16 protein-coding genes are annotated in these 19080 nt (G+C 73.0%); 5 read left to right on the top strand and 11 right to left on the bottom strand.

The window, feature by feature from the left end; all coding sequences use genetic code 11:
• Nucleotides 1-11 precede the first annotated feature (11 nt).
• The 9 genes from ACZ6B8_RS21735 to ACZ6B8_RS21695 form a co-directional block, all read right to left on the bottom strand.
• Nucleotides 12-1220 carry a cytochrome P450 family protein gene (locus ACZ6B8_RS21735; RefSeq protein WP_471082468.1) on the bottom strand — a complete coding sequence of 403 codons (1209 nt, stop codon included), beginning with the start codon at nucleotides 1218-1220 and terminating at the stop codon, nucleotides 12-14.
• Nucleotides 1217-1870, bottom strand: a complete 654-nt coding sequence (locus ACZ6B8_RS21730) for a GTP-binding protein (RefSeq protein WP_471082471.1) — start codon at nucleotides 1868-1870, stop codon at nucleotides 1217-1219. The genes ACZ6B8_RS21735 and ACZ6B8_RS21730 overlap by 4 nt, the downstream gene beginning before the upstream one ends.
• Nucleotides 1806-2162: a DUF742 domain-containing protein gene (locus ACZ6B8_RS21725; protein WP_471082474.1), complete on the bottom strand. Its 357-nt coding sequence runs from the start codon at nucleotides 2160-2162 to the stop codon at nucleotides 1806-1808. Before ACZ6B8_RS21725 ends, ACZ6B8_RS21730 begins: the two co-directional genes overlap by 65 nt.
• Nucleotides 2159-2575, bottom strand: coding sequence for a roadblock/LC7 domain-containing protein (locus tag ACZ6B8_RS21720; RefSeq protein WP_471082477.1), 417 nt, complete (start codon nucleotides 2573-2575; stop codon nucleotides 2159-2161). The genes ACZ6B8_RS21725 and ACZ6B8_RS21720 overlap by 4 nt, the downstream gene beginning before the upstream one ends.
• Nucleotides 2576-2577: 2 nt before the next feature.
• Nucleotides 2578-3957 (bottom strand): ATP-binding protein, encoded by a 1380-nt coding sequence (locus ACZ6B8_RS21715; RefSeq protein ID WP_471608222.1) that lies wholly within the window; start codon nucleotides 3955-3957, stop codon nucleotides 2578-2580.
• Nucleotides 3958-4598: 641 nt separating this feature from the next.
• Nucleotides 4599-7421 (bottom strand): NHLP bacteriocin export ABC transporter permease/ATPase subunit, encoded by a 2823-nt coding sequence (locus ACZ6B8_RS21710; protein ID WP_471608593.1) that lies wholly within the window; start codon nucleotides 7419-7421, stop codon nucleotides 4599-4601.
• A gap of 40 nt (nucleotides 7422-7461) precedes the next feature.
• Entirely contained in the window at nucleotides 7462-9747 is a 2286-nt protein-coding gene (locus ACZ6B8_RS21705) for an NHLP family bacteriocin export ABC transporter peptidase/permease/ATPase subunit (protein WP_471608221.1), read from the bottom strand.
• Nucleotides 9744-10550 (bottom strand): hypothetical protein, encoded by an 807-nt coding sequence (locus ACZ6B8_RS21700; protein ID WP_471608220.1) that lies wholly within the window; start codon nucleotides 10548-10550, stop codon nucleotides 9744-9746. Before ACZ6B8_RS21700 ends, ACZ6B8_RS21705 begins: the two co-directional genes overlap by 4 nt.
• A 94-nt stretch (nucleotides 10551-10644) precedes the next feature.
• Complete coding sequence (locus ACZ6B8_RS21695) at nucleotides 10645-10872, bottom strand: type A2 lantipeptide (RefSeq protein ID WP_471082488.1); 228 nt, start codon at nucleotides 10870-10872, stop codon at nucleotides 10645-10647.
• A gap of 478 nt (nucleotides 10873-11350) precedes the next feature.
• Here ACZ6B8_RS21695 and ACZ6B8_RS21690 point away from each other — a divergent pair, with 478 nt between their 5' ends.
• Together ACZ6B8_RS21690 and lnt are read left to right on the top strand one after the other, a co-directional pair.
• Nucleotides 11351-11866: a nuclear transport factor 2 family protein gene (locus ACZ6B8_RS21690; RefSeq protein ID WP_471082491.1), complete on the top strand. Its 516-nt coding sequence runs from the start codon at nucleotides 11351-11353 to the stop codon at nucleotides 11864-11866.
• A 117-nt stretch (nucleotides 11867-11983) separates the two neighbouring features.
• Nucleotides 11984-13789 carry an apolipoprotein N-acyltransferase gene (gene lnt / locus ACZ6B8_RS21685; RefSeq protein WP_471608219.1) on the top strand — a complete coding sequence of 602 codons (1806 nt, stop codon included), beginning with the start codon at nucleotides 11984-11986 and terminating at the stop codon, nucleotides 13787-13789.
• Here lnt and ACZ6B8_RS21680 read toward each other — a convergent pair.
• Entirely contained in the window at nucleotides 13707-14618 is a 912-nt protein-coding gene (locus tag ACZ6B8_RS21680) for a Gfo/Idh/MocA family protein (RefSeq protein WP_471608592.1), read from the bottom strand. The genes lnt and ACZ6B8_RS21680 overlap by 83 nt on opposite strands.
• A 453-nt stretch (nucleotides 14619-15071) precedes the next feature.
• Here ACZ6B8_RS21680 and ACZ6B8_RS21675 point away from each other — a divergent pair, with 453 nt between their 5' ends.
• The 3 genes from ACZ6B8_RS21675 to ACZ6B8_RS21665 all read left to right on the top strand — a co-directional run bounded on the left by ACZ6B8_RS21675 (nucleotide 15072) and on the right by ACZ6B8_RS21665 (nucleotide 17639).
• Nucleotides 15072-15818 (top strand): FG-GAP repeat domain-containing protein, encoded by a 747-nt coding sequence (locus ACZ6B8_RS21675; protein WP_471608218.1) that lies wholly within the window; start codon nucleotides 15072-15074, stop codon nucleotides 15816-15818.
• Between the two features lie 334 nt (nucleotides 15819-16152).
• Entirely contained in the window at nucleotides 16153-16758 is a 606-nt protein-coding gene (locus ACZ6B8_RS21670) for a helix-turn-helix transcriptional regulator (RefSeq protein WP_471082702.1), read from the top strand.
• A 32-nt stretch (nucleotides 16759-16790) separates the two neighbouring features.
• Nucleotides 16791-17639, top strand: coding sequence for an AAA family ATPase (locus tag ACZ6B8_RS21665; RefSeq protein WP_471608217.1), 849 nt, complete (start codon nucleotides 16791-16793; stop codon nucleotides 17637-17639).
• Here the strand turns inward: ACZ6B8_RS21665 and ACZ6B8_RS21660 are convergent.
• Complete coding sequence (locus ACZ6B8_RS21660) at nucleotides 17629-19020, bottom strand: hydrolase (protein ID WP_471608216.1); 1392 nt, start codon at nucleotides 19018-19020, stop codon at nucleotides 17629-17631. The two genes, ACZ6B8_RS21665 and ACZ6B8_RS21660, sit on opposite strands and share 11 nt — an antisense overlap.
• Nucleotides 19021-19080: the final 60 nt, after the last annotated feature.

Raw genomic sequence — 19080 nt, 5'->3', positions numbered from 1 at the left:
TGCGGGTCCCTTCAGACGGACGCGGCGGTGGGGAACTGGACGGGCAGGGAGGTCAGCGCCCGGTGGAAGGGACCGGGGCGCCAGACCAGGTCCGTGGGGGCGGTGGCGAGATCCATCTCGGGCAGCGCGTCGAGCAGGTGGGTGATGGCCGTCTCGGCGATGAGATAGGCGTGCGGGCGGGCGGGGCAGGCGTGCGGACCCGTGCTCCACGACAGGTGGGCGCGGTTGCTGGCGATGCGCTGGTCGCCGAGGGCGGGGTCGTTGTTGCAGCCGGCCATGGAGATGACCACCGGCTGGTGCGCGGGCAGCAGGAAGCCGTCGACGTCGACGGGGTGCGGCGGGTAGCTGATGCAGTAGTTGGCCAGGGGCGGGTCGGTGTAGAGCACCGTGTCGAGCGCCTCACGGACCGAGGAGCCGCCCGCGTGCAGGTCGCCGGAGAACTGGTCGTCGGTGAGGATCCGCAGGACCGTGTTGGCGATGAGGTTGGTCAGGGGCTCGATACCGGCGCCGTAGAGCGTGACGAGCTGGTGGGCCATCTCCACGTCGTCGAGGGCCGCCGTGTGCGCGAGGAGCCGGGAGGTGACGTCGTCGCCGGGCTGTCGCTGGCGCAGGGCCACCAGGTCGGCGACGGCCTGGGAGAGGATCTGGTTGCCGCTGGCCGCGTCCACTCCCTCGAAGATCTTCGCCATGCCGTCGGCGATACGGCGGCCCATCTCGTCCGGGCAGCCGAGCAGGGCACTGAGGACGCGGAAGGCGATGGGCCAGGCGTACTGGGTCAGCAGGTCGGCGCCCTCGGCGTCGCGGAACTCGGCGATGGTGGCGTCGGCCACCCGCTCGACGACCGTACGCAGGGCGTGCTGGTCCACACCGTCGATCGCGGCGGTGTTCGCCGAGCGGTAGCGGGTGTGCGCGGGGCCCGCCGAGCGCAGCGCGTTCGGGCGGTACTCCATCATCGGGCGCACCGGGCAGGTCTCGGGGACGGACTGCTCCCACGTGCGCGGGTCGGCGGGGAACCGCAGCGGGTCGTTGAGGATGCGCCGGGCCTGCGCGTATCCGATGACGAGGGTCGCCGGGACGCCGGGGATGAGGTCCACCGGGACGAACGGGCCGTATGTGGCCCGCATCCGCGCGTAGGCGGCGTGCGGGTCGGCCGCGAACTCGGCTTCGTGCAGGGCGACCCGGTGCTCGGGGGCCGCGTCGGTCGTGGTCGGGCTGGTCACGGGCGGGGCTCCAAGACGGGTGCGTGCAGGTCGGACAGGTACTCGCAGAGGGTGATCAGGGCCAGGACGCTGGAGGTGCTCTCGCGGGCGTCACAGGTCGTCAGCGGCGTGTGCGCGTCCAGGTCGAGGGCCTGGCGGATCTCTTGAAGGTCGTAGCGGGGCGCATCGTCGAAGAGGTTGATCGCCACCGCGTACGGGGTGCCCTGTTCCTCGTGCAGCGCGAGGATCTCGAAGGACGCCTCCAGGTTGCGGGTGTCGACCAGGACCAGCGCGCCGAGCGCCCCCTCGGTCAGCCCCGCCCACATGGGGCGGAACCGGCCCTGGCCGGGGGTGCCGAAGAGGTAGAGCACGAGGGCGTCGCTCAGGTGCAGGCGCCCGAAGTCCATGCCGACGGTCGTGGTGGTCTTGCGCGGGGTGCGCGCCAGGTCGTCGACGCCCGCGCTGGCCTCGGTGATCCGCTCCTCCATGCGCAGCGGCGGGATCTGCGAGGCACTGCCGACGAACGTCGTCTTGCCGACGCCGAAGCTCCCCGAGATCACGATCTTCGCGGACCGGGTGACGCCGGGTGGCACATAGATGAGGCCGTCAGACGAGGGCGCGGAGACCACGCAGTACCTCCTGGAGCAGATCGGTTTGGGGTTGGTTCTCATCAGCGGCGACCGGGCGGGCCAGCAGGCCCTCGTCGATGAGGGAGGAGACGAGGATGCGCACCGTGGAGGGAGGGAACTCCAGGGCGGCCGCGATGTCCGCGACCGCCAGGCCGCCGCCCCGGGCGTGGCTGAACAGGCCCATGACGCGCCGGGCGTCCGCGCCGAGGCCCTCGGTCGAGCCGCTCGCGGCGAGCACCACGGTCTCCAGGCGCACGTCCGGATCGGCGCGGACCCGCCCGTCGGTACGGACGTAGGGTCTGACCAGGTCCGGGTCTCGCCGCGGGCCGCTCACGTCGTCGGCAGGCCGAGACCGGAAGGCCGGCGCGGGGCGACCTTCATCTCATGGCCGACGCGCTGCGCCAGCTCCAGCATGTGATGGGTGATCAGGCCGATGTCCGCGTCGGGACCGCTGGTCTGCACCGACAGCATGGTGTTGCCGCCGGCCTGCGTGATCAAGCCCACGTGGTTGGTGAGTTCGATCAGCGCCTGCCGGGTGCCCCCGCCGCCGGTCTCCTCGTCGTAGGCGAGCGCGGCGGCCCGTACGGCCGCGGTGATCGCGGCGAACTTCTCCGCGTCGTCCTGTCCGATCCCGGAGGTACGGGAGTGCAGCAGACCGTCGGAGCTCATCAGCACCGCGTGCCGGACGCCGTCGAGGGACCCCAGTGACTGGTCCAGCAGCCAGCCAAGTTCGTTGCCGGTGGTCACGGTCAGGCTCCTTCGTGCGTGGTGGTCGGATCTTCGGTACGGGCGCTGCGCGTGCCCTTGGCCCAGGCGGCGGCGATGGAGGGGCGGCCCGGCGCGGCCTGGCCGTCGGCCGCCGGGGTCCGGCCCGCCGGCGTCCGGCCGGCCGGGGCCGCGCCCGCGGTCGCCCGCGAACGGACGGTCAGTCCGCTGGCCGTGGTGCGCCGGGCGGGGGCCGGCTCGGCGGCCGGGGCCGGAGCCGGGGCCGAAGCCGGGGCCGGGACGGACCGGGGGGCGGGCGCCGGCGCGGACGTCGTCAGCAGGCTCTTGGGGATGAACATGTAGACGCGGGTGCCGCCGAACGGGTTCGGGGCCTCCAGGTCGATGCGGAACCCGTAGTCGCCGGCGAGGGCCGCGGCCGCCCGCAGTCCGGTCTGCGGGTGCGCGCCGAGCTGGTTGATGTCGTCGCGCTGGTCGCCCGTCAGGATGCGCCGGGCCCAGGTCAGTTGCTCCTCGTTCATGCGCAGTCCGGCGTCGTCCACGATGACCGAGACGCCGTGGTGGCCTTCCTGGAAGGCCACGTGCACCCGGGCGGAGGACGGCGAGTAGCGGACCGCGTTGTCCAGGAGCACCGCGAGGGCGTGGACGACGGGTCCGACCGCCCGGCTGGTCACCGTGACACCGAGCTCCTGGTGCTCGACCCGCTCGTACTCCTCGATGCTGCCCATGGCCGCCCGCACCACGTCGGTCAGCGGGGTGGCGGGCCAGCGGCGCGACAGCTTGCCGCCGGACAGGACCACGTAGTTCTGCGCGACGAGCAGCATCTGCTGGGTGGGGTGGTCGATGCCGACCAGCGTCTCGTACGCCTCGTCGCCCTCGTGCCGCCGCACGCCGTGGCTGACCCGCTGGCTCAGCTTGGAGGCCATGCCGACCATCGCGGAGGAGACGGCCCGGACGGCCGCGCGGGTGGACTCCTCGGCGGCCTGCCGTGCGCGGGCGCCCTCCTCGGCCGCGGCTTCCCGTGCCTCGGCGACCTGGGCGGTCATGGCGGCCTGGGTGTCGTACTGGGCCTTGCGCACCGTGTGCGCCGCGGAGTCGGCGAGCTGCGCGAGCCGCCCCGCGAGCGCCGTGTCGGCCAGGGCTTCGGGGAGTTCGATGTCGACACCGTGGCCGGTTCCCTGGCGCTCGGCCTCGGCGCCGAGCCGGGGGATCACCCCCTCGGCGAGCTGCGCCAGCACGGCTTCGGTGGCGTGCTGGCGGACGGCGATCTCCTCGGCCTGGGCACGGAGGCGGCCGCTGGTGGCGCGCTCACCGCGGTACTGGTCCCAGAACCGCCAGGCGGCACCGCCGGCGGCCAGGGCCAGAACCGAGGGCACCACGCTGGTGGCCTGTATCAGGTCTGTCATCACGTCCTCTACAGGTGTCAAAGGGGGCGAGGCGGCCTGGTGCCGCCGGCTGGACGGGGTGACTGCGGCAGGGGCGGGCGGGCCACGATCGGCCGCCCGCCTGTCCGGGGCGGCGCGTGGGTCGCGCGCGATCGGCGGCGGGTTCCGCCGCGTCGCGGGCCCGCGCCGGCTAGGGGAGGTGCCGCGCGGGTGGGCGGACGGCGCCGGGAGCCCGGGGGCCGGGCGCCGCGCAGGCGCCGCGCCGGTGGGCGTCTCGGGGCAGCCTGTGGGGCCCGGCCTGTCTGACCGTACGCATCAGCACTTTCTGGCTTCCCTCGGTTCACGACGAGCTTCCATGGCACTATTTTCGGCCAACTGGCATCGAAAAGGAGCCAGTTGGACACAGCTCGTCAACGATATCTTGTCGTGTCCACCGCCCGAGGCCAAGCGTCCGTTTATCCGCCGGTGAAATAGCCGGAAAGCACTTGGAACCGCGTCCACCAGCGCGACCAGCCGTACCAGGGAGGCGAAGTGCCCGCCCTTGTCGAGTTCGTTCCGGTGTCGCAGGCCAACACATCGGGGTGCAACGAGGCGGCGAGTTGGCCGGAAATCGCCGGTCGGGAGGGCCGGGCATCCGACCGACGGCGGACCCGGCCGCTCCCTCAGCTCAGCTGCCGCCGCACCAGCTCGTGCAGCCGGCCACCCGTGTCCGCCAACAGCTGGGCGGGCGGGCCCTGTTGGACGACGCGGCCCTCCGACATCACGATCACCCGGTCGGCGTCCAGCACCGTGGAGAGGCGGTGGGCGATCACGACGCGGGTGGCGTTCAGGGCGCGGGTGCTGTCGATGACCGTGCGCTGCGTCTCGTTGTCCAGGGCGCTCGTCGCCTCGTCGAAGAAGACGACGCGGGGGCGACGGATCAGCGCCTGGGCGATCATCAGGCGCTGGCGCTGGCCGCCGGAGACCGCTCCGCCGCCGGAGATCATCGTGTGCAGGCCCATCGGCATCCGCTTGATGTCCTCGGCGAGGCCCGCCATCGCGGCGGCCTCCCACGCCTCCTCCTGAGTGAACGACTCGGCGCCGCAGATGCAGTCCAGGATCGAGCCGGTGAGCGGCTGCGCGTTCTGCAGGACGACGCCGCACTGCCGGCGCACCGCCGACTGGTCCAGGGCCGACAGGTCCTGGCCGTCGTAGAGGACGCTGCCCGAGACCGGCTCGTCGAAGCCGATCAGGAGGCGCAGGAGCGTGGACTTGCCGCAGCCGCTGGGGCCGACGACCGCCACGAACTCGCCCGGCCGGATGGCCAGCGACACGTCGTCGAGGACGAGGGGGCCGTCGTCGGTGTAGCGGAAGGACAGCGAGCGGGCCTCGATCCCGCCCTGGAGCTCGCCCGGCTGGGTGCTTCCCGCGCGCACCTCCGGCGCCTCGTCGAGGACGGGCTTGATCTGCTCGAACATCGGGAGCACCGCGGCCGCCGAGATGAGCGCCCCGGTCAGCTGGGTGACGGAGGTCAGGAGCATGGTCACGGCGGTGGAGAAGGTGAGGAACTCGCCGGCGGTCAGGCTGCCCCGGGCCGGGCCCGCGAGCAGGACGAACATGACGAGCGTGCAGAGCGGCAGGTAGACGGAGTTGAGGACGGTCGTGAGGTTCTTGATGCGGCCGGCCCGCCGCTGCAGCTCCCTGCTGCGCGCGAACTCCCCCGCCCAGGCCGCGTACGCGAAGCTCTCCGCCCCGGCCACCCGGAGCTTGGGCAGGCCGCGCAGGGTCTGGAACGCCTGGTTGTTGAGCTTGTTGCCGAGCTCCACAAGGCGTCGCTGCCAGCGCAGTTCCCACAGGCCGAGGGAGAGGAAGACGGCGGCGATGACCGCCAGCATGCCGAGCGCGGCCAGCGCCAGCGGGACGCTGTAGACCATCAGCAGGACCAGGTTCATCGCGCCGACCGAACCGGCCTGGAGCGCCACCGGTCCGATGCCCGACATGACCCGGCGGATCGCGCTGACCCCCATGGCCGCGCTCGCCAGCTCACCGGTCGAGCGGGACGCGAAGAAGCGGGTGGGCAGCCGCAGCAGGCGGTCCCAGACGGCCGGTTGGAGGGCGCTCTCCATGCGGCCCTCCATCCGCAGGACGGTGAGGTTCTGCAGCAGCATGAACGCCGCCGAGACGATGCTGGTGATCATGACGGCCAGGGAGACCTGGACGATGAGGCTCTTCTGCGCGTTCGGCACGAACACCCCAAGGACCTGCCCCGTCGCGATCGGCACCAGGGCCCCGATCGCGACGGTCACCAGACCGGCGAGCACCAGGTTGCGCACGTCGCCGCCGGTGCCCCGCAGGCTGAAGCGGAACAACCGCCACGGCGTCAGCGGCCGGTCGGGCAAGGACCGGTAGAACATGACGGCCTGCGGCTCGAACTCGTCGGCGTTGGCGGCGTCGACGCGGGTGCGCCGCCCGGACGTGGGGTGCACCGACTCGTAGCCGCCCCGCCGCCACAACAGCGCGACCGGCGCGCCGCTCGCCGCACGGTGTCCGACCAGCGGGCCGGCGTACTCGCGCCACCAGCGGCCGTCGAGCCGGACGGCGCGGGTACGGACCCGCGAGGCCACCGCCACCTGCTCCACCGGATCGATCCGTTCGCTCACCGCGCCGCCCGCCGAGGGGCCCGCCAGGGTGATGCCCGCCGCCTCGGCGACCAGTCGGCAGGCGGCGTACGTCGCGTCGTGGCCCGCGGCCTCCGCGCGGCGCGGGGCACGCCTGCCGGAGCGGCCGATGGAGGCGATCAGGGTCCGGTCGGCCTGCTCGCGGACGCTCTCGCCCGCCTTGATGCCGGCCGCCGTACGGTCCTCGTGGGCCCGCTCCAGGCGTTCGATCCAGCGGTCGAGGGTGGCGAGCAGCCGGTACTGCTGGTTGACCATCCGCTGCCACATGGCGGCGTCGACGAGCAGGTCGCCGGTGGCCTCCGCGCTGTAGGCGGACCCGTACTGGACGCTGCCCGGCGCCACCGGCATCCAGAGGATGTCGTCGTCGGCCACCACCTCGTCGCCCATGGTGCGGCCGTCCAGCGGTGCCTCGAACAGGACCCGGTGGCCGCGTCCGATGCCGAGCGCGAAGGCGTGCTCCAAGATGCTGAGGGCGGCGTCCTGGGTGTCGTAGTGGGTGGGGTACTGCTGCTCGTAGGACCAGGTGTCGCCGTGGTCGGGGCGGTACAGCTCGCGCAGCGGGACGCGGCGCAGCGCGCAGCCCTGGAGGGGGCGGCCGACCAGGGTGTGCTGCGGGCCCTCGACCGGGCCGAGCAGCAGCGTGCCGGGCTCCAGGCGGCCGAGGTAGTGCCAGTGGCCCTGCTGCACGGCGTCGACGGCGAACAGGTCGAGGGCACCGGCCACCACGAGCCACAGCACCTGCGGGCCCTCCAGGTGCACGCTGCGCAGCCCCGCGCAGTCCACCGGCGTGCCGAGCGCGCCGAACGCGGCGGCGACCGTGTCGGCCATGCCGCCGGAGTATCCGTGGCTCTCCGGTACCGAGGTCACCTCAGTGCTCCTTGACCAGGTCGGCGTAGGGGCCGCCGGCGGCGACGAGATGTTCGTGCCGTCCCCGCTCCACGACCTGGCCGTGGTCCAGGACGACGATCTCGTCGCTGTCGCGCACGGTACTCAGGCGGTGGGCGATGACGACGCAGGCGCAGCCGCGGCGGCGCAGGTTGTCGATGATGACCTGTTCGGTCTCGGCGTCCAGGGCGCTCGTGACCTCGTCGAGGACGAGGATGCTCGGGCGGCGGACCAGGGCGCGGGCGATCTCCAGGCGCTGGCGCTGGCCGCCGGAGAAGTTCTGCCCGTCCTGCTCGACGCGGCCGTGGATGCCGCCGGGCCTGCGGGCCACCACCTCGTACAGGCAGGCGTCCTGGAGCGCGGCCACCACGGCGTCGTCGGTGATCGAGGGGTCCCAGAGGGCGACGTTGTCGCGGACGGTGCCCTCGAAGAGGAAGACGTCCTGGTCGACGAAGGAGACGGAGGCGGAGAGCGCGCCGCGCGGGATGTCCTCCAGGCGCTGCCCGTCGATGCGGATCGTGCCCTCCCAGGGGCTGTAGAGCCCGGAGATCAGCCGGGAGACGGTCGACTTGCCGCTGCCCGAGCCGCCGACGAGCGCCACCTGCTGCCCCGGTCCCACCGCCAGCGAGAAGCCGGTCAGCAGCGGCTTGTCGAGAGGGCTGTAGCCGAAGGTGATGTCCTCCAGGGTGACGTGGCCCTTGAGACGGCGGGTGCTCGCGGCCGGTTCGGGGCGGGAGTACAGCGTGTCGACGGGGAAGTTCTCGACGTCCTTGAGGCGGGCGACGTCGGCGGCGAAGTCCTGGATGCGTCCGGCGACGCCGTTGAGGCGGGTGATCGGTGCGGTGAAGCGGGTCACCAGCGCCTGGAAGGCGACGAGCAGGCCGATGGAGAGGTGGCCCTCGACCGCGCGCAGGCCGCCGATCCACAGGATCAGGGCGCTGTTCAGGGTGGCCAGGGTCGGCGCGACGACCCCGAGCCAGGCGCTCGGCACGCCGAGGCGCTGCTGCTCCTCCAGGGTGGTGGCGTGCTGCCCGGCCCAGCGCCGGAAGTAACCGTTCTCGCCGCCGGTGGCCTTCATGGTCTCGATCAACTGCAGGCCGGTGTACGAGGTGTTGGTGAGCTTGGCGCTGTCGGCGCGGAGCTTCTGGGTGCCGGTGGCGCGCAGCCGGATGACGACGCGCATCGCCACGATGTTGAGCAGGGCGATGCCGACGCCGACGAGGGTGAGCTGCGGATCGTACGTCCACAGCAGGGCGGCGTAGAGCAGCACCACGACGCCGTCGACGCCGGCGGCCGTGAGGTCGCGGGCCAGGGTCTCGGCGACGGCGTCGTTGGAGGCGAGGCGCTGCACCAGGTCGGCGGGGCTGCGCTGGGCGTAGAACGTGACGGGCAGGCGCAGCAGATGGCGCAGGAAGCGGGCGCTGCCGAGGGTCGAGGAGATGATGCGGCCGCGCAGCAGGTTCGCCTGTTGCAGCCAGGTGAGCACCACGGTGAGCGCCACCATCGCGCCCATCGACGTGAACAGCGCGCCGAGCAGCGAGGTCTGGTGGCCGACCAGGAAGAGGTCGATGTACGTCCGGCTGAGCGCGGGCAGCGCCGCGCCGACCGCGACCAGCAGCAGGCTGGCGAGGAGCGCGGCGAGCATCGTGCCGGTGGTGCCGCGCAGCCGGGCCGGGAGGGCCTTCATGACGCCGGGCCTGCGGCCACCGGGGCGGAAGTCCTCGCCCGGTTCGAGGACCAGGACGACGCCGGTGAAGCTGGTGTCGAAGTCCTCCGCGGGCACGAAGCGGCGGCCCTTGTCCGGGTCGTTGATGTACACGCCGCGGCGGCCGAGGCGGCGCCCCGTCCCGTCGTAGACGACGTAGTGGTTGAACTCCCAGAAGAGGATCGCGGGCGCCTCGACCTCGGCGAGCACGGCGGGCTCCATCTGCATGCCCTTGGCCGTGAGGCCGTAACTGCGGGCCGCCTTCAGGACGTTGCTGGCCCGTGAGCCGTCGCGCGACACGCCACAGGCGATGCGCAGCTCCTCCAGCGGGACGTGGCGTCCGTGGTGGGCGAGGACCATGGCCAGGGCGGCGGCGCCGCACTCCACGGCCTCCATCTGCAAAACCGTGGGGGTACGGACGGTGCCGGGGCGCCTGCCCTTGGCGGCGGGGCGGGGCGCCGACCTGCGGCGGCCGCGCCGCGGCGGTTCGGGGCGGTGCCTGCGGCGGCCGCCGGGCGGCGGCAGTTGCTGCTGGTGGGCCGGGGAGGGGTGCGGTGCGCTCACGGGAGCAGCCAATCGATCGGGTGCTGCTCGGCGAGGTGGAGGGCGCCGGTGGCCGGCGTCATGGAGCCGGGCGTGAAGGGCGGTCCGCCGGCGGTGGACCAGGCGTAACCGGACTTGTTCGCCGCGGACCTCTCCAGTCGTACGAGCACGGCCACGGGTGGCCCGTCCTTGGTGAACTGCCCGGCCAGGTCCTTGTCGCCGAGGAAGCCGGTGATCTTCTGCCGGGTCTGCGCGGCCCGGCCGACGGCCTTCACGCGCCCGCGCAGGGTGCCGAACTCCTGGCTGGGCACGGACTGGACGGTGAGGTCGACCGGGGCGCCGACGGGGATGCCCGCCGCGCTGTCGGCGGGTACGTAGAGCATGGCGAGGAGCGGGTCGTCGGCGCCCGCGACGCGTTCCAGGGTCGCGACGTCGGCGCCGGTGGTGACCACGGTGCCGATCCTGGCGACGAGTGCGGTGACCCGGCCCGCGGCGAGGGCGCGCACGACCTTGTCGCCGCGCTCCGTACGGACCTTGAGGACGGGGGCGCCCGCGGACAGCCGCTTGCCCTCGTCGGCGAGGACCGCGGTCACCTGTCCGGTGACGGGGCTCTGCAGGACGTAACTGCCCTGTCCGTGGGTGAGGATGCCGGGTGCCCGGAGTGTCGAGGCGACCGATCCGGTCACGGCCCAGACGCCCGCGGCGGCCATGACCACGAGGGTGACGGCGAGGACGAGCAGGCCCTGGGGGCGGGCGTAGCGCACCGGCAGGTCGAGTTCCTCGGGCGACTGCAGCTTGGACAGGGCCTGTTGGCGGAACTGCACGGAACGCTTCCCTTACTGTGCCTGTGGCGTCCGTGAGCCCCGGAACCTGAGGTTCCGGGGCTCACGAATCATGGCGTCTCGGTGAGCGGGAGGCTCAGAGACCGGCGGTCAGGCCGGAGGCCAGGCCGGTGACGGCGCCGGTGTTGAGGCCGGTGACACCCTCGACCGTGTCGACGACGCCGCCGACGACGCCCGAGACGGGGGCGATGGAGTCGACGGTGCTGGTGACGTTGCTCGTGACGCCGGCGACGAGGCCACCGGAGACGTTGTCGAGGTCAGCGTCGGAAATCTCGAGGGTCTCGACCTGGGGGGTGTGGTTCATGGTGTGAGCTGCCCTTCTCATGAATGTTGCAAAGGTGTTTCCAACTCCGCGGAACGTGGGATGCGAATTCCGCGTCGGCCAGGATCAAAGCACGTTCGCAGCTCGTACATCCAATCGATGTCACGCCGCCCGGTCACGGTTGCGGTCTTGAATCACCGCTGCGTGCAGGGGATTTCACCGCGTGGCGGCAGCTCCTTCACAAGATTCACAGAAGGAAATCAAGGAAGCGGAGTGACTCCCTCCAACAAATCGGACACTCCGCCGTCAAAGAGCCGACCCGATGGTTCGTGCATCGAAATTCCGGGGTCTCGTGGGCGGAATTCCGTGACCGGGGTGCACATTCGATGTGCAGGTTCATTGAAGGCGTGCTCAATCGTGACCGAAGGGGACAGGGAGGGACACGCCGTATTCCCGTCGCGGCGGTTCCGGACCCTGCACGCCCCTTGGCTCGGCTCCGCCCGTGCCCAACACTGAGCCGATGACGCAGCGCGTGGAACTCGCCGCCGTGATGGACCGGTTGGCCATCGATGCCCTCATCACCGAGTACGCGGTGACCGTCGACGACGGCGACTGGGACGCCTACCGGCGGCTCTTCGCCCCCGGCGGCACCGCCGACTACCGCTCCGCGGGCGGCATCGAGGGAGGCGCCGAGGAGATATCCGCCTGGCTGGCGGAGACGATGCGGATGTTCCCCATGCGCCAGCACCTGATCACCAACCGCAGGCTGGAGTTCGGCACGCTGGAGCAGGACACCGGCGACACGGCACGGGTCCAGGCCGACTACGTGAACCCCATGCGGCTGGCCGAGCGGCCCGGTGCGGCTCCCGACTCGAAAGAGCCCTCCACGGCACCGGACTTCGTCTGCGGCGGCCGCTACGCCTTCACGCTCCTCCGTACGCACACGGGCTGGCGGCTGCGCCGGGTGGTCGTCTCGGAGAAGTGGCGCCAGTTGGCCGGTGAGCGGCGCCGCCGGGAACCGGCCTCCGGCGCGTGACTCCCCCTCATCCCGCTGCCGCTCCCACCCACTGTCCTAGATCGTCCGGGGCGCGCACACTGGAGGCACGGTCGGCCGTGCGGCACGACCGGTGTTCGGGGACCGAGGGAGCGCTGCATGGATCTGTACGGCGACGACCGCTGGGAGCGGCACAGGCGGCGCGCCGCGCGGGCGCTCGCGTCGGGCCGGCGGCGGGCCGTCGTCGCCGTGGCGGCCGGCGCGCTGCCCGCCCTGGCCTTCCCCGCACCCTCGTTGTGGTGGTTCGGATACGTGGCGCTGGTGCCCTGGATGCTGCTGGCCGCGTCGGCCCCGACCGGTCGGCTCGCCGCCCGCGACGGCTGGCTCGGCGGCCTCGGGTTCATGGTGGCCGTGCACCACTGGCTGCTGCCGAGCCTGCACGTGTTCACGGTCGTCATCGCCGCGCTGCTCGGCCTGTTGTGGGCGCCCTGGGGGTGGCTCGTACGACGGTTCCTGGGCGGTGCCCCGACGTCCGGGCGGCGTGCCGCCGCCGCGCTCGTGGTGCTGCCGTCGGCCTGGCTGATGGTCGAGTTGGTCAGGTCCTGGCAGGGGCTCGGCGGGCCGTGGGGTCTGCTCGGGTCCAGCCAGTGGCAGGTGACGCCCGCGCTGCGGCTCGCGTCGGTGGGCGGGGTGTGGCTGGTCAGCGCGGCGGTCGTGGTCGTGAACACCGGGGTCGCGCTGCTGGTCGTCGCCGTGCGCGCCTCGGCGTCCCGTACGGCGCTGCGGACGCCGACGTCACTCCTGACCGTGTCCGTCTCGCCGTGGCTCGCGGGGCCCGGGACCGCCCCGGTCCACCCACGCTCGGCCGTGCCGGGCCCACGTCCGGCCGCCCTGTCCGGGTCCGGCCCGGCCGGGGCCCGCGGCTTCTCGCCCCTGTCTCCCGGCGCCACCGCCGCCGTCCCCGCCGTCGCGGGCATCCTCGCCGTCGCGGCCGCCGCCACGGCCGCATGGGCGTGGGCGCCGCGCCCCGAGGCCGCCGGACGCACCCGGATCGCCGTCGTACAGCCGGGCGTCGTCGACGGCGTCAAGAGCCCCGAGCGGCGGCTGGCCCGTGAGGAGGAGCTGACCCGCACGCTGGCGGGCCGGGACCTCGACCTCGTCGTCTGGGGCGAGAGCAGCGTCGGCTTCGACCTGGCCGACCGGCCGGACGTGGCCCGCCGGATCGCCGCGCTCTCCCGGGAGGTCGGCGCGGACATCCTGGTGAACGTCGACGCGCGCCGCTCCGACCGGCCCGGCATATACAAGAGTTCCGTCCTGGTGGGACCGGACGGGCCGACCGGCGACCGCTACGACAAGATGCGACTCGTGCCCTTCGGCGAGTACATACCGGCGCGCTCCCTGCTCGGCTGGGCGACGTCGGTGGGCAAGGCGGCGGGCGAGGACCGCAGGCGCGGGGACCGGCGGGTGGTGATGGACGTCGGACGCGATCTGCGGATCGGACCACTGGTCTGCTTCGAGTCGGCGTTCCCCGACATGAGCCGCCGCCTCACCCGCGACGGCGCCCAGGTGCTCCTCGCGCAGTCGGCCACCTCGTCCTTCCAGCACAGCTGGGCGCCCCCGCAGCACGCCTCGCTCGCGGCCGTGCGAGCCGCCGAGTCGGGACGCCCGATGGTGCACGCCACGCTCACCGGGGTCTCCGCCGTCTACGGCCCGGACGGCTCCCGGGTCGGCTCCTGGCTCGGTACGTCGGCGAGCGCCGCGGCGGTGTACGACGTACCGCTGGCCACCGGCACCACGGCGTACGTCCGATGGGGCGACTGGCCGGTGCACGGCGCGCTCCTGGTGCTCGTGGCGCTGTGCGCGGCCGAGGGCGCACGGGCCCTCAGGCTCCGGCGGCCTGCTCCTGGGCTGCTCGGACCACCCGTTCGCACAGTTCATGGGTCGCCAGTGCGTCCCGGGCGCTGAGCACCTCGCCGGCGCGCACCGCGTCGAGGAAGGCGAGGACGACCTGCTCGATGCCGCGCTGGCGGGCCACCGGCACCCAGTCGCCGCGCCGCCGCACGCTGGGCTGGCCCTTGTGGTCGACGACGTCGGCGAGGTTGAACACCTGCCGCTTGGCATCTTGGCCGGAGACCTCGAGGATCTCCTCGGTCGAGCCGCTGAGCCGGTTCATCATGCCGACCGCGGTGAATCCGTCGCCGGCGAGCTGCAGCACGACGTGTTCCATGAGGCCCTCGACGACGCGGGCGCGCACGCCGACGTGGTCGACCGGCCCCGGCGCGAGGAAGCGCAGCGTGTCGACGACGTGGATGAAGTCGTCCAGGACCAGGGTGCGCGGGTCCTCGGGCAGGCCGACGCGGTTCTTCTGCAGGAGGATCAGCTCGCGCGGGTGCTCGACGCACTGGGCGACGCCGGGCGCGTGGCGCCGGTTGAAGCCGACGGCCAGGCTGACGCCGCGCTCTTCCGCGAGGTCCACGAGACGCTCGGAGTCGGCGAGTTCGTACGCGAGGGGCTTGTCGACGTAGGTCGGGACGCCCGCCTCCAGGAGCCGGGTGACGATCTCCGGGTGCACGGTGGTCGGCGCGTGCACGAAGGCGGCGTCGAGGCCCTGGGCGAGCAGCGCGTCCAGGTCGGTGTGGCAGCGGGAGTCCGGGATGTGGTGGGCGGCGGCGACCCGGGCGAGGGTGGCGGGTGTCCGCGTCTGCAGGTGCAGCTCGACCCCGGGCTGCGTGGTGAGCACGGGCAGGTAGGCCTTCCGCGCGATGTCGCCGAGTCCGATGCAGCCGACCTTCAGGGCCGGCTTTCCGCTGCTGTCCACCGGTTTGACCTCGTCATTCGTCGTGTGCGCGGGGCTATGGTCTTCTCACGCAACTCTCCCATGCGCGGCGCGGGCCGCGCCGCGGGGGCATGACGTGGGCCGTGGCCGCGCTGTGCGGGCGTCGAGCGTCGGCCCTGCGCGCACTTCCGTGGGCCTTCCGGCAACCCCCGAGACCCGTTGCGCTCGCGTTCCGCGTTCCAGTCCAGCGTTCCAGGCACCTGATGTTTCCCCTGGTCAGAGGCCGTTCCCGCGTTCCAGCGTCCCCAAGTCGCCGACTTTCCTGGCCGTCGGGACGGTTTGGCCCACAAGCTCGATCCGTGCCCATCGGGAACCTCTCCGCGCCCCACCGCGAGATCACCACCGCATGGGGCGAGCCGGCTGAGCCCGGCCTCGGGCACGGCTCAGCAGCAACGACATTGGAGTTCGCAGATGCTTCGCAAGCGCTCACGTCTGATCGCCGCACCGGTCGCGGCGGTCGCCCTGACCCTGACGGTCGCCGGCTACCAGGCCAGCGCGGCCGGATCGGCAGACTCGAACGGTGCCGGATCCGCCGCCGCGTCGGCCCGGGCGAGCGGCCCGTGTCTGACCGACGCCACGACGCTGCTCGGCGACCTCGACGGTGACGGCAACCCGGACAGGATCGCGAACCCGGGGCACACCGGCACCAGGATGACCGTCCAGTGGGGCACCGCGAGCGGCACCTTCGGCGCCAAGCAGTCCGTCGGCAAGCTGCTCGGCGCCAAGCGGGGCGAGGTCGCCACCGCCGCCGTCGCCGACTTCCGGCACAACGGCACCCTGGACATGGTCGTCGACATCGTCGAGCCGTCCGGTGTGGACGACCCCAACACCGCGCGCGTCGCCGACTACCGTCCCGGGCCGCTCAAGCGCGCGAACCTCGGCTCGGCCCACGCCCGCCACCTGGACATCGGCGACGCCGGCGAGGTCAAGGAGCTGCGGATCGCCGACTACGACGGCGACGCCTACCCCGACCTCGCGCTCCTCAGCAACGCCGGTGACGGCGTGTGGGAGCGCGGCGTGCGCCTGTCCGCGCAGGGCAGCGGCCCCGGGAGCTACGACCAGGACGCCCAGCAGAAGTACGGCGAGACGGGTACCCCGGCCGAGCCGCCGGCCATGCCCGCCGACGGCTGGAAGCACTTCTTCACGTCCTGCTCCTGACGTTCTGCTCCTCACGTCCTGCTCCTGACCGCGGGGCCGCGTGCACCGCACGGCCCCGTACACCGCGAGGCCCCGTGAACCGCGCGGCCGTCCGAACCGCAGGACCACCTGATCCGCCGGGCGCCGCCCACCCCCGTTTCGGGGCGGCGCCCGGCCCGGGCCACGGCGCGAAGCCGCACCGGCGGGCACCGCCGCCCGCCACGGGGCCCGCCGCCGTCACAGAAGTAAGGAAGATCCCTTGCCCAGCTCGTCCCCGGCCGTCCTGACCGCCCCCCTCTCCGCGACAGCCGCTCTCCCCGCCCCCGTCGCACCGCCCGTCCCGAGGACGAACCGGGTGCGGGTCTCCGTCAGCGCCCCCGATCCGATCAGCCGCGAGGGCGTCCTCAGCCAGCTTCGCCGACACCCCGAGGTCGAGTTGTGCGAGGACTCGGGTGCCGCCACGGTGGCCCTGATCATCGAGGACACGCTCGACGACGCCGCGCTGACCCGGCTGCGCCGCACCGTGCGCAGCGAGGGAGCCCGGGCCGTCCTCATCGCGGGTTCGGTCCGCGAGCACGAACTCCTGGACGTCATCGAGTGCGGGGTCGGAGCCATCGTCTGGCGCCGCGAAGCCACCGCCCAGCGTCTGGTGCACGCCGTGCTCACCGCCGCGAAGGGTGGCGGGGAACTGCCCGCCGACCTGCTGGGCCAGCTCATCGGCCAGGTGCGGCGGCTGCACCGGGGCGGCGACGAGCAGCCGGGCTTCTTCCTGAGCTTCACCAAGCGCGAGGTGGACGTCGTCCGCCTGGTGGCCGAGGGGTTCGACACCTCGGAGATCGCGACGAAGCTCTCGTACTCCGAACGCACCGTCAAGAACGTGATGCACGGCCTCACCACCCGCCTCCACCTGCGCAACCGGGCACACGTCGTGGCGTACGCGCTGCGCGAGGGCTACATCTGAGATGCCCCGTTCCTGACGACGGGCGCCGAACCATGAGCGTCTCCTTCCTCGACGAGGACCCCTGCGACCCCTTCCCCGCGGCCGGCCGGCCGCGGGGCGCCGGCGTTGCCGGGCAGAGCCCCTTCGCGCCCGGCCGGGGGCACGCCCGCCGGATCCTGCCCTCGGTGGACTGGCAGGACCTGGTCCTGCCCGCCGCGCCCCTCACCCGACTGCACGACCTCACCCTGCGGGCCCGCCTCGGCGCCCGCGGGGTCCTCGGGCTGTTCGCGGGCGGGCCCGGCACCGGCAAGACCCTGTCCGCCGAGGTGATCGCCGCCGACCTCGGCGTGGAGTTGTACGTGGTCCGTCCGGAGAACCGCCACGGGGAGAGCCTCCGAGGGGCGGGCCTCGAACGGATCCTCGCTGAGGCCGAGCGCACGGGCGCGGTGCTTTTCTTCCATGACGTCGGCCGCCACGCCGTCGACCTCCGCGCTGCGGACTCCCACGGCACCGGCGCCGCAGCAGGCTCCCTGCTCCTGCGGCGACTTGCGTCGTTCGGCGGGGTCGCCCTGCTGTCCACCACGAGCCGTGCCGCCTCGGGCGACGCCGCGGTCCGCCGCATCGGCCACATGGTCGACTTCCCCTTCCCGGAAGAACAGCACCGCCTCGCGCTGTGGCGGCACGGCCTCGCCCACGTACCGCACGGGGAGGACCTCGATCTCGCCTCGCTCGCCCGGGAGTTCGAGCTGGCCGGCGGCGCGATCCATCGGGCGGTGGCCATCGCCGCGGGCCGCGCGGCCGGCCGCAACGAGCCGGTCGGAGCGGACGATCTGCTGGCGGGTGCCCGCAGCGAGTACGACAGGGCCGGCCGCCGCCCGGAGCGGCGCGCGGTCAGACGGTGAGGCGCACCGCCTCCAGCGGCAGGTTCAGCTCCATGGGGGAACCGTGGTAGGTGAACTGGCCGGGGTCGGTGCACACCTCCCCCAGCCACTGCTTGTCCTGAACGTACGTGTCACCGCACACGGCACCGTCGAAGACCTTGTAGGTGAACCCCTCCAGGGCGGGGTCGGCCTCTTCGGTGCTGCCGAAGTACATGTCCTTGCCGTCGTCCGCGTTCGACCACGGGATCTCCTTGCGCCAGCCCTCCCCCACGAAGGCGCCGGTGCCGGTGACGCCCTGGGTGTTGGTCACCGCGATGTTGAGGGACTTGATGGGCGTGCCCTGACCGGCCGCGCCCGCCTCCTCCCCGTCGCAGACGGGGTCCTGCCAGCTGTCGCCGACGTAGGCGCGGTAGCAGATGTGGCGGCCCTCGCTGCCCTCGGAGAGCTCGCGCACGGCGTCGGCGGCGGTCTTCTCCTCGGGCTGCTGCTCCTCGCCGCCGCCTCCGCCGCCGTCGCCGTTCGCGTCGCCCCCGCCGCCCCCTTCGGGCTCCGCGGGCGGCGCTTCCGACTTCTCCGGGGCGGGCGGCGCCTTCTCCTTGGGCGGGGGCGGGCTGTCCGGCTTGAGCTTTCCGCCCTGTTCCAGCTTCTCCCGCGCCTGGGTCTGCATCCGCGGCTGGTTGGACATCCAGATCGTCACGAAAGCGATCGTCAGCGCGAGGAGCACGCCGACGACGGCGGTCAGCCACCCCGGCAGCACCCCGCGCTGGACGAACGTGCCGTCCACGGGGAGCGGTTCGCTGCCCGAGCGCCGCACGGCCACCGAGTAGGGGTGCTCCTGCCTGGAGCCGAACCAGGTGATCTGCCGGGGCCGCAGCGTCGCCTTCACGAACGCGGCCCGGCCCGGCTCGATCCGGACGTTGCCGGGCGTCAGGTCGTACGAGATCCGGTCGCCGGTGTCGCTGCCACTGAGCGACGCGGTGACCTGGGTGTTGCCGAGGTTGTCCACGGCCAGCTGCGGCCGCCCGCGGAACCACCCCTTCACCGTCGGCGGCACCAGCTCGGCGCGCACCTCGGTGAAGGGGGTGACGGTGAGGCTGCCCTCCGCCACGACGACGGCGCTGCGGTGTTCCGCCGGTGTGATCCGTACCGCGTACGGGTGGGGGCCCGCGACCGCGTCCGGTGTGCGCGGCGGCGCGAAGGTCACCTCCACCGTGCCGGTGGTCCCCGGATAGAGCCGCAGCAGGGGCGGCTCCACTCCGGCCCACGGGGCGAGATCCCCGACCGGTTCGAAGCGGTACTCGTCGACGATGTCACCGGTGTTGCGCACCCGCAGCTGCACGGTGGCGCTGCTGCCGGGGTCGACGGTCGAGGAGGCAGGTTCCAGGGAGGTCCAAAGGCTCACGCCTCGACCGTAGGAGGCCCCGCTCGGCCCGTCAGGAGGCCGTGGGGCAGACCCCGTTGC

The sequence above is a fragment of the Streptomyces sp. NPDC041122 genome (assembly GCF_055592445.1).
This window is presented reverse-complemented; position numbering and strand designations above follow the sequence as displayed.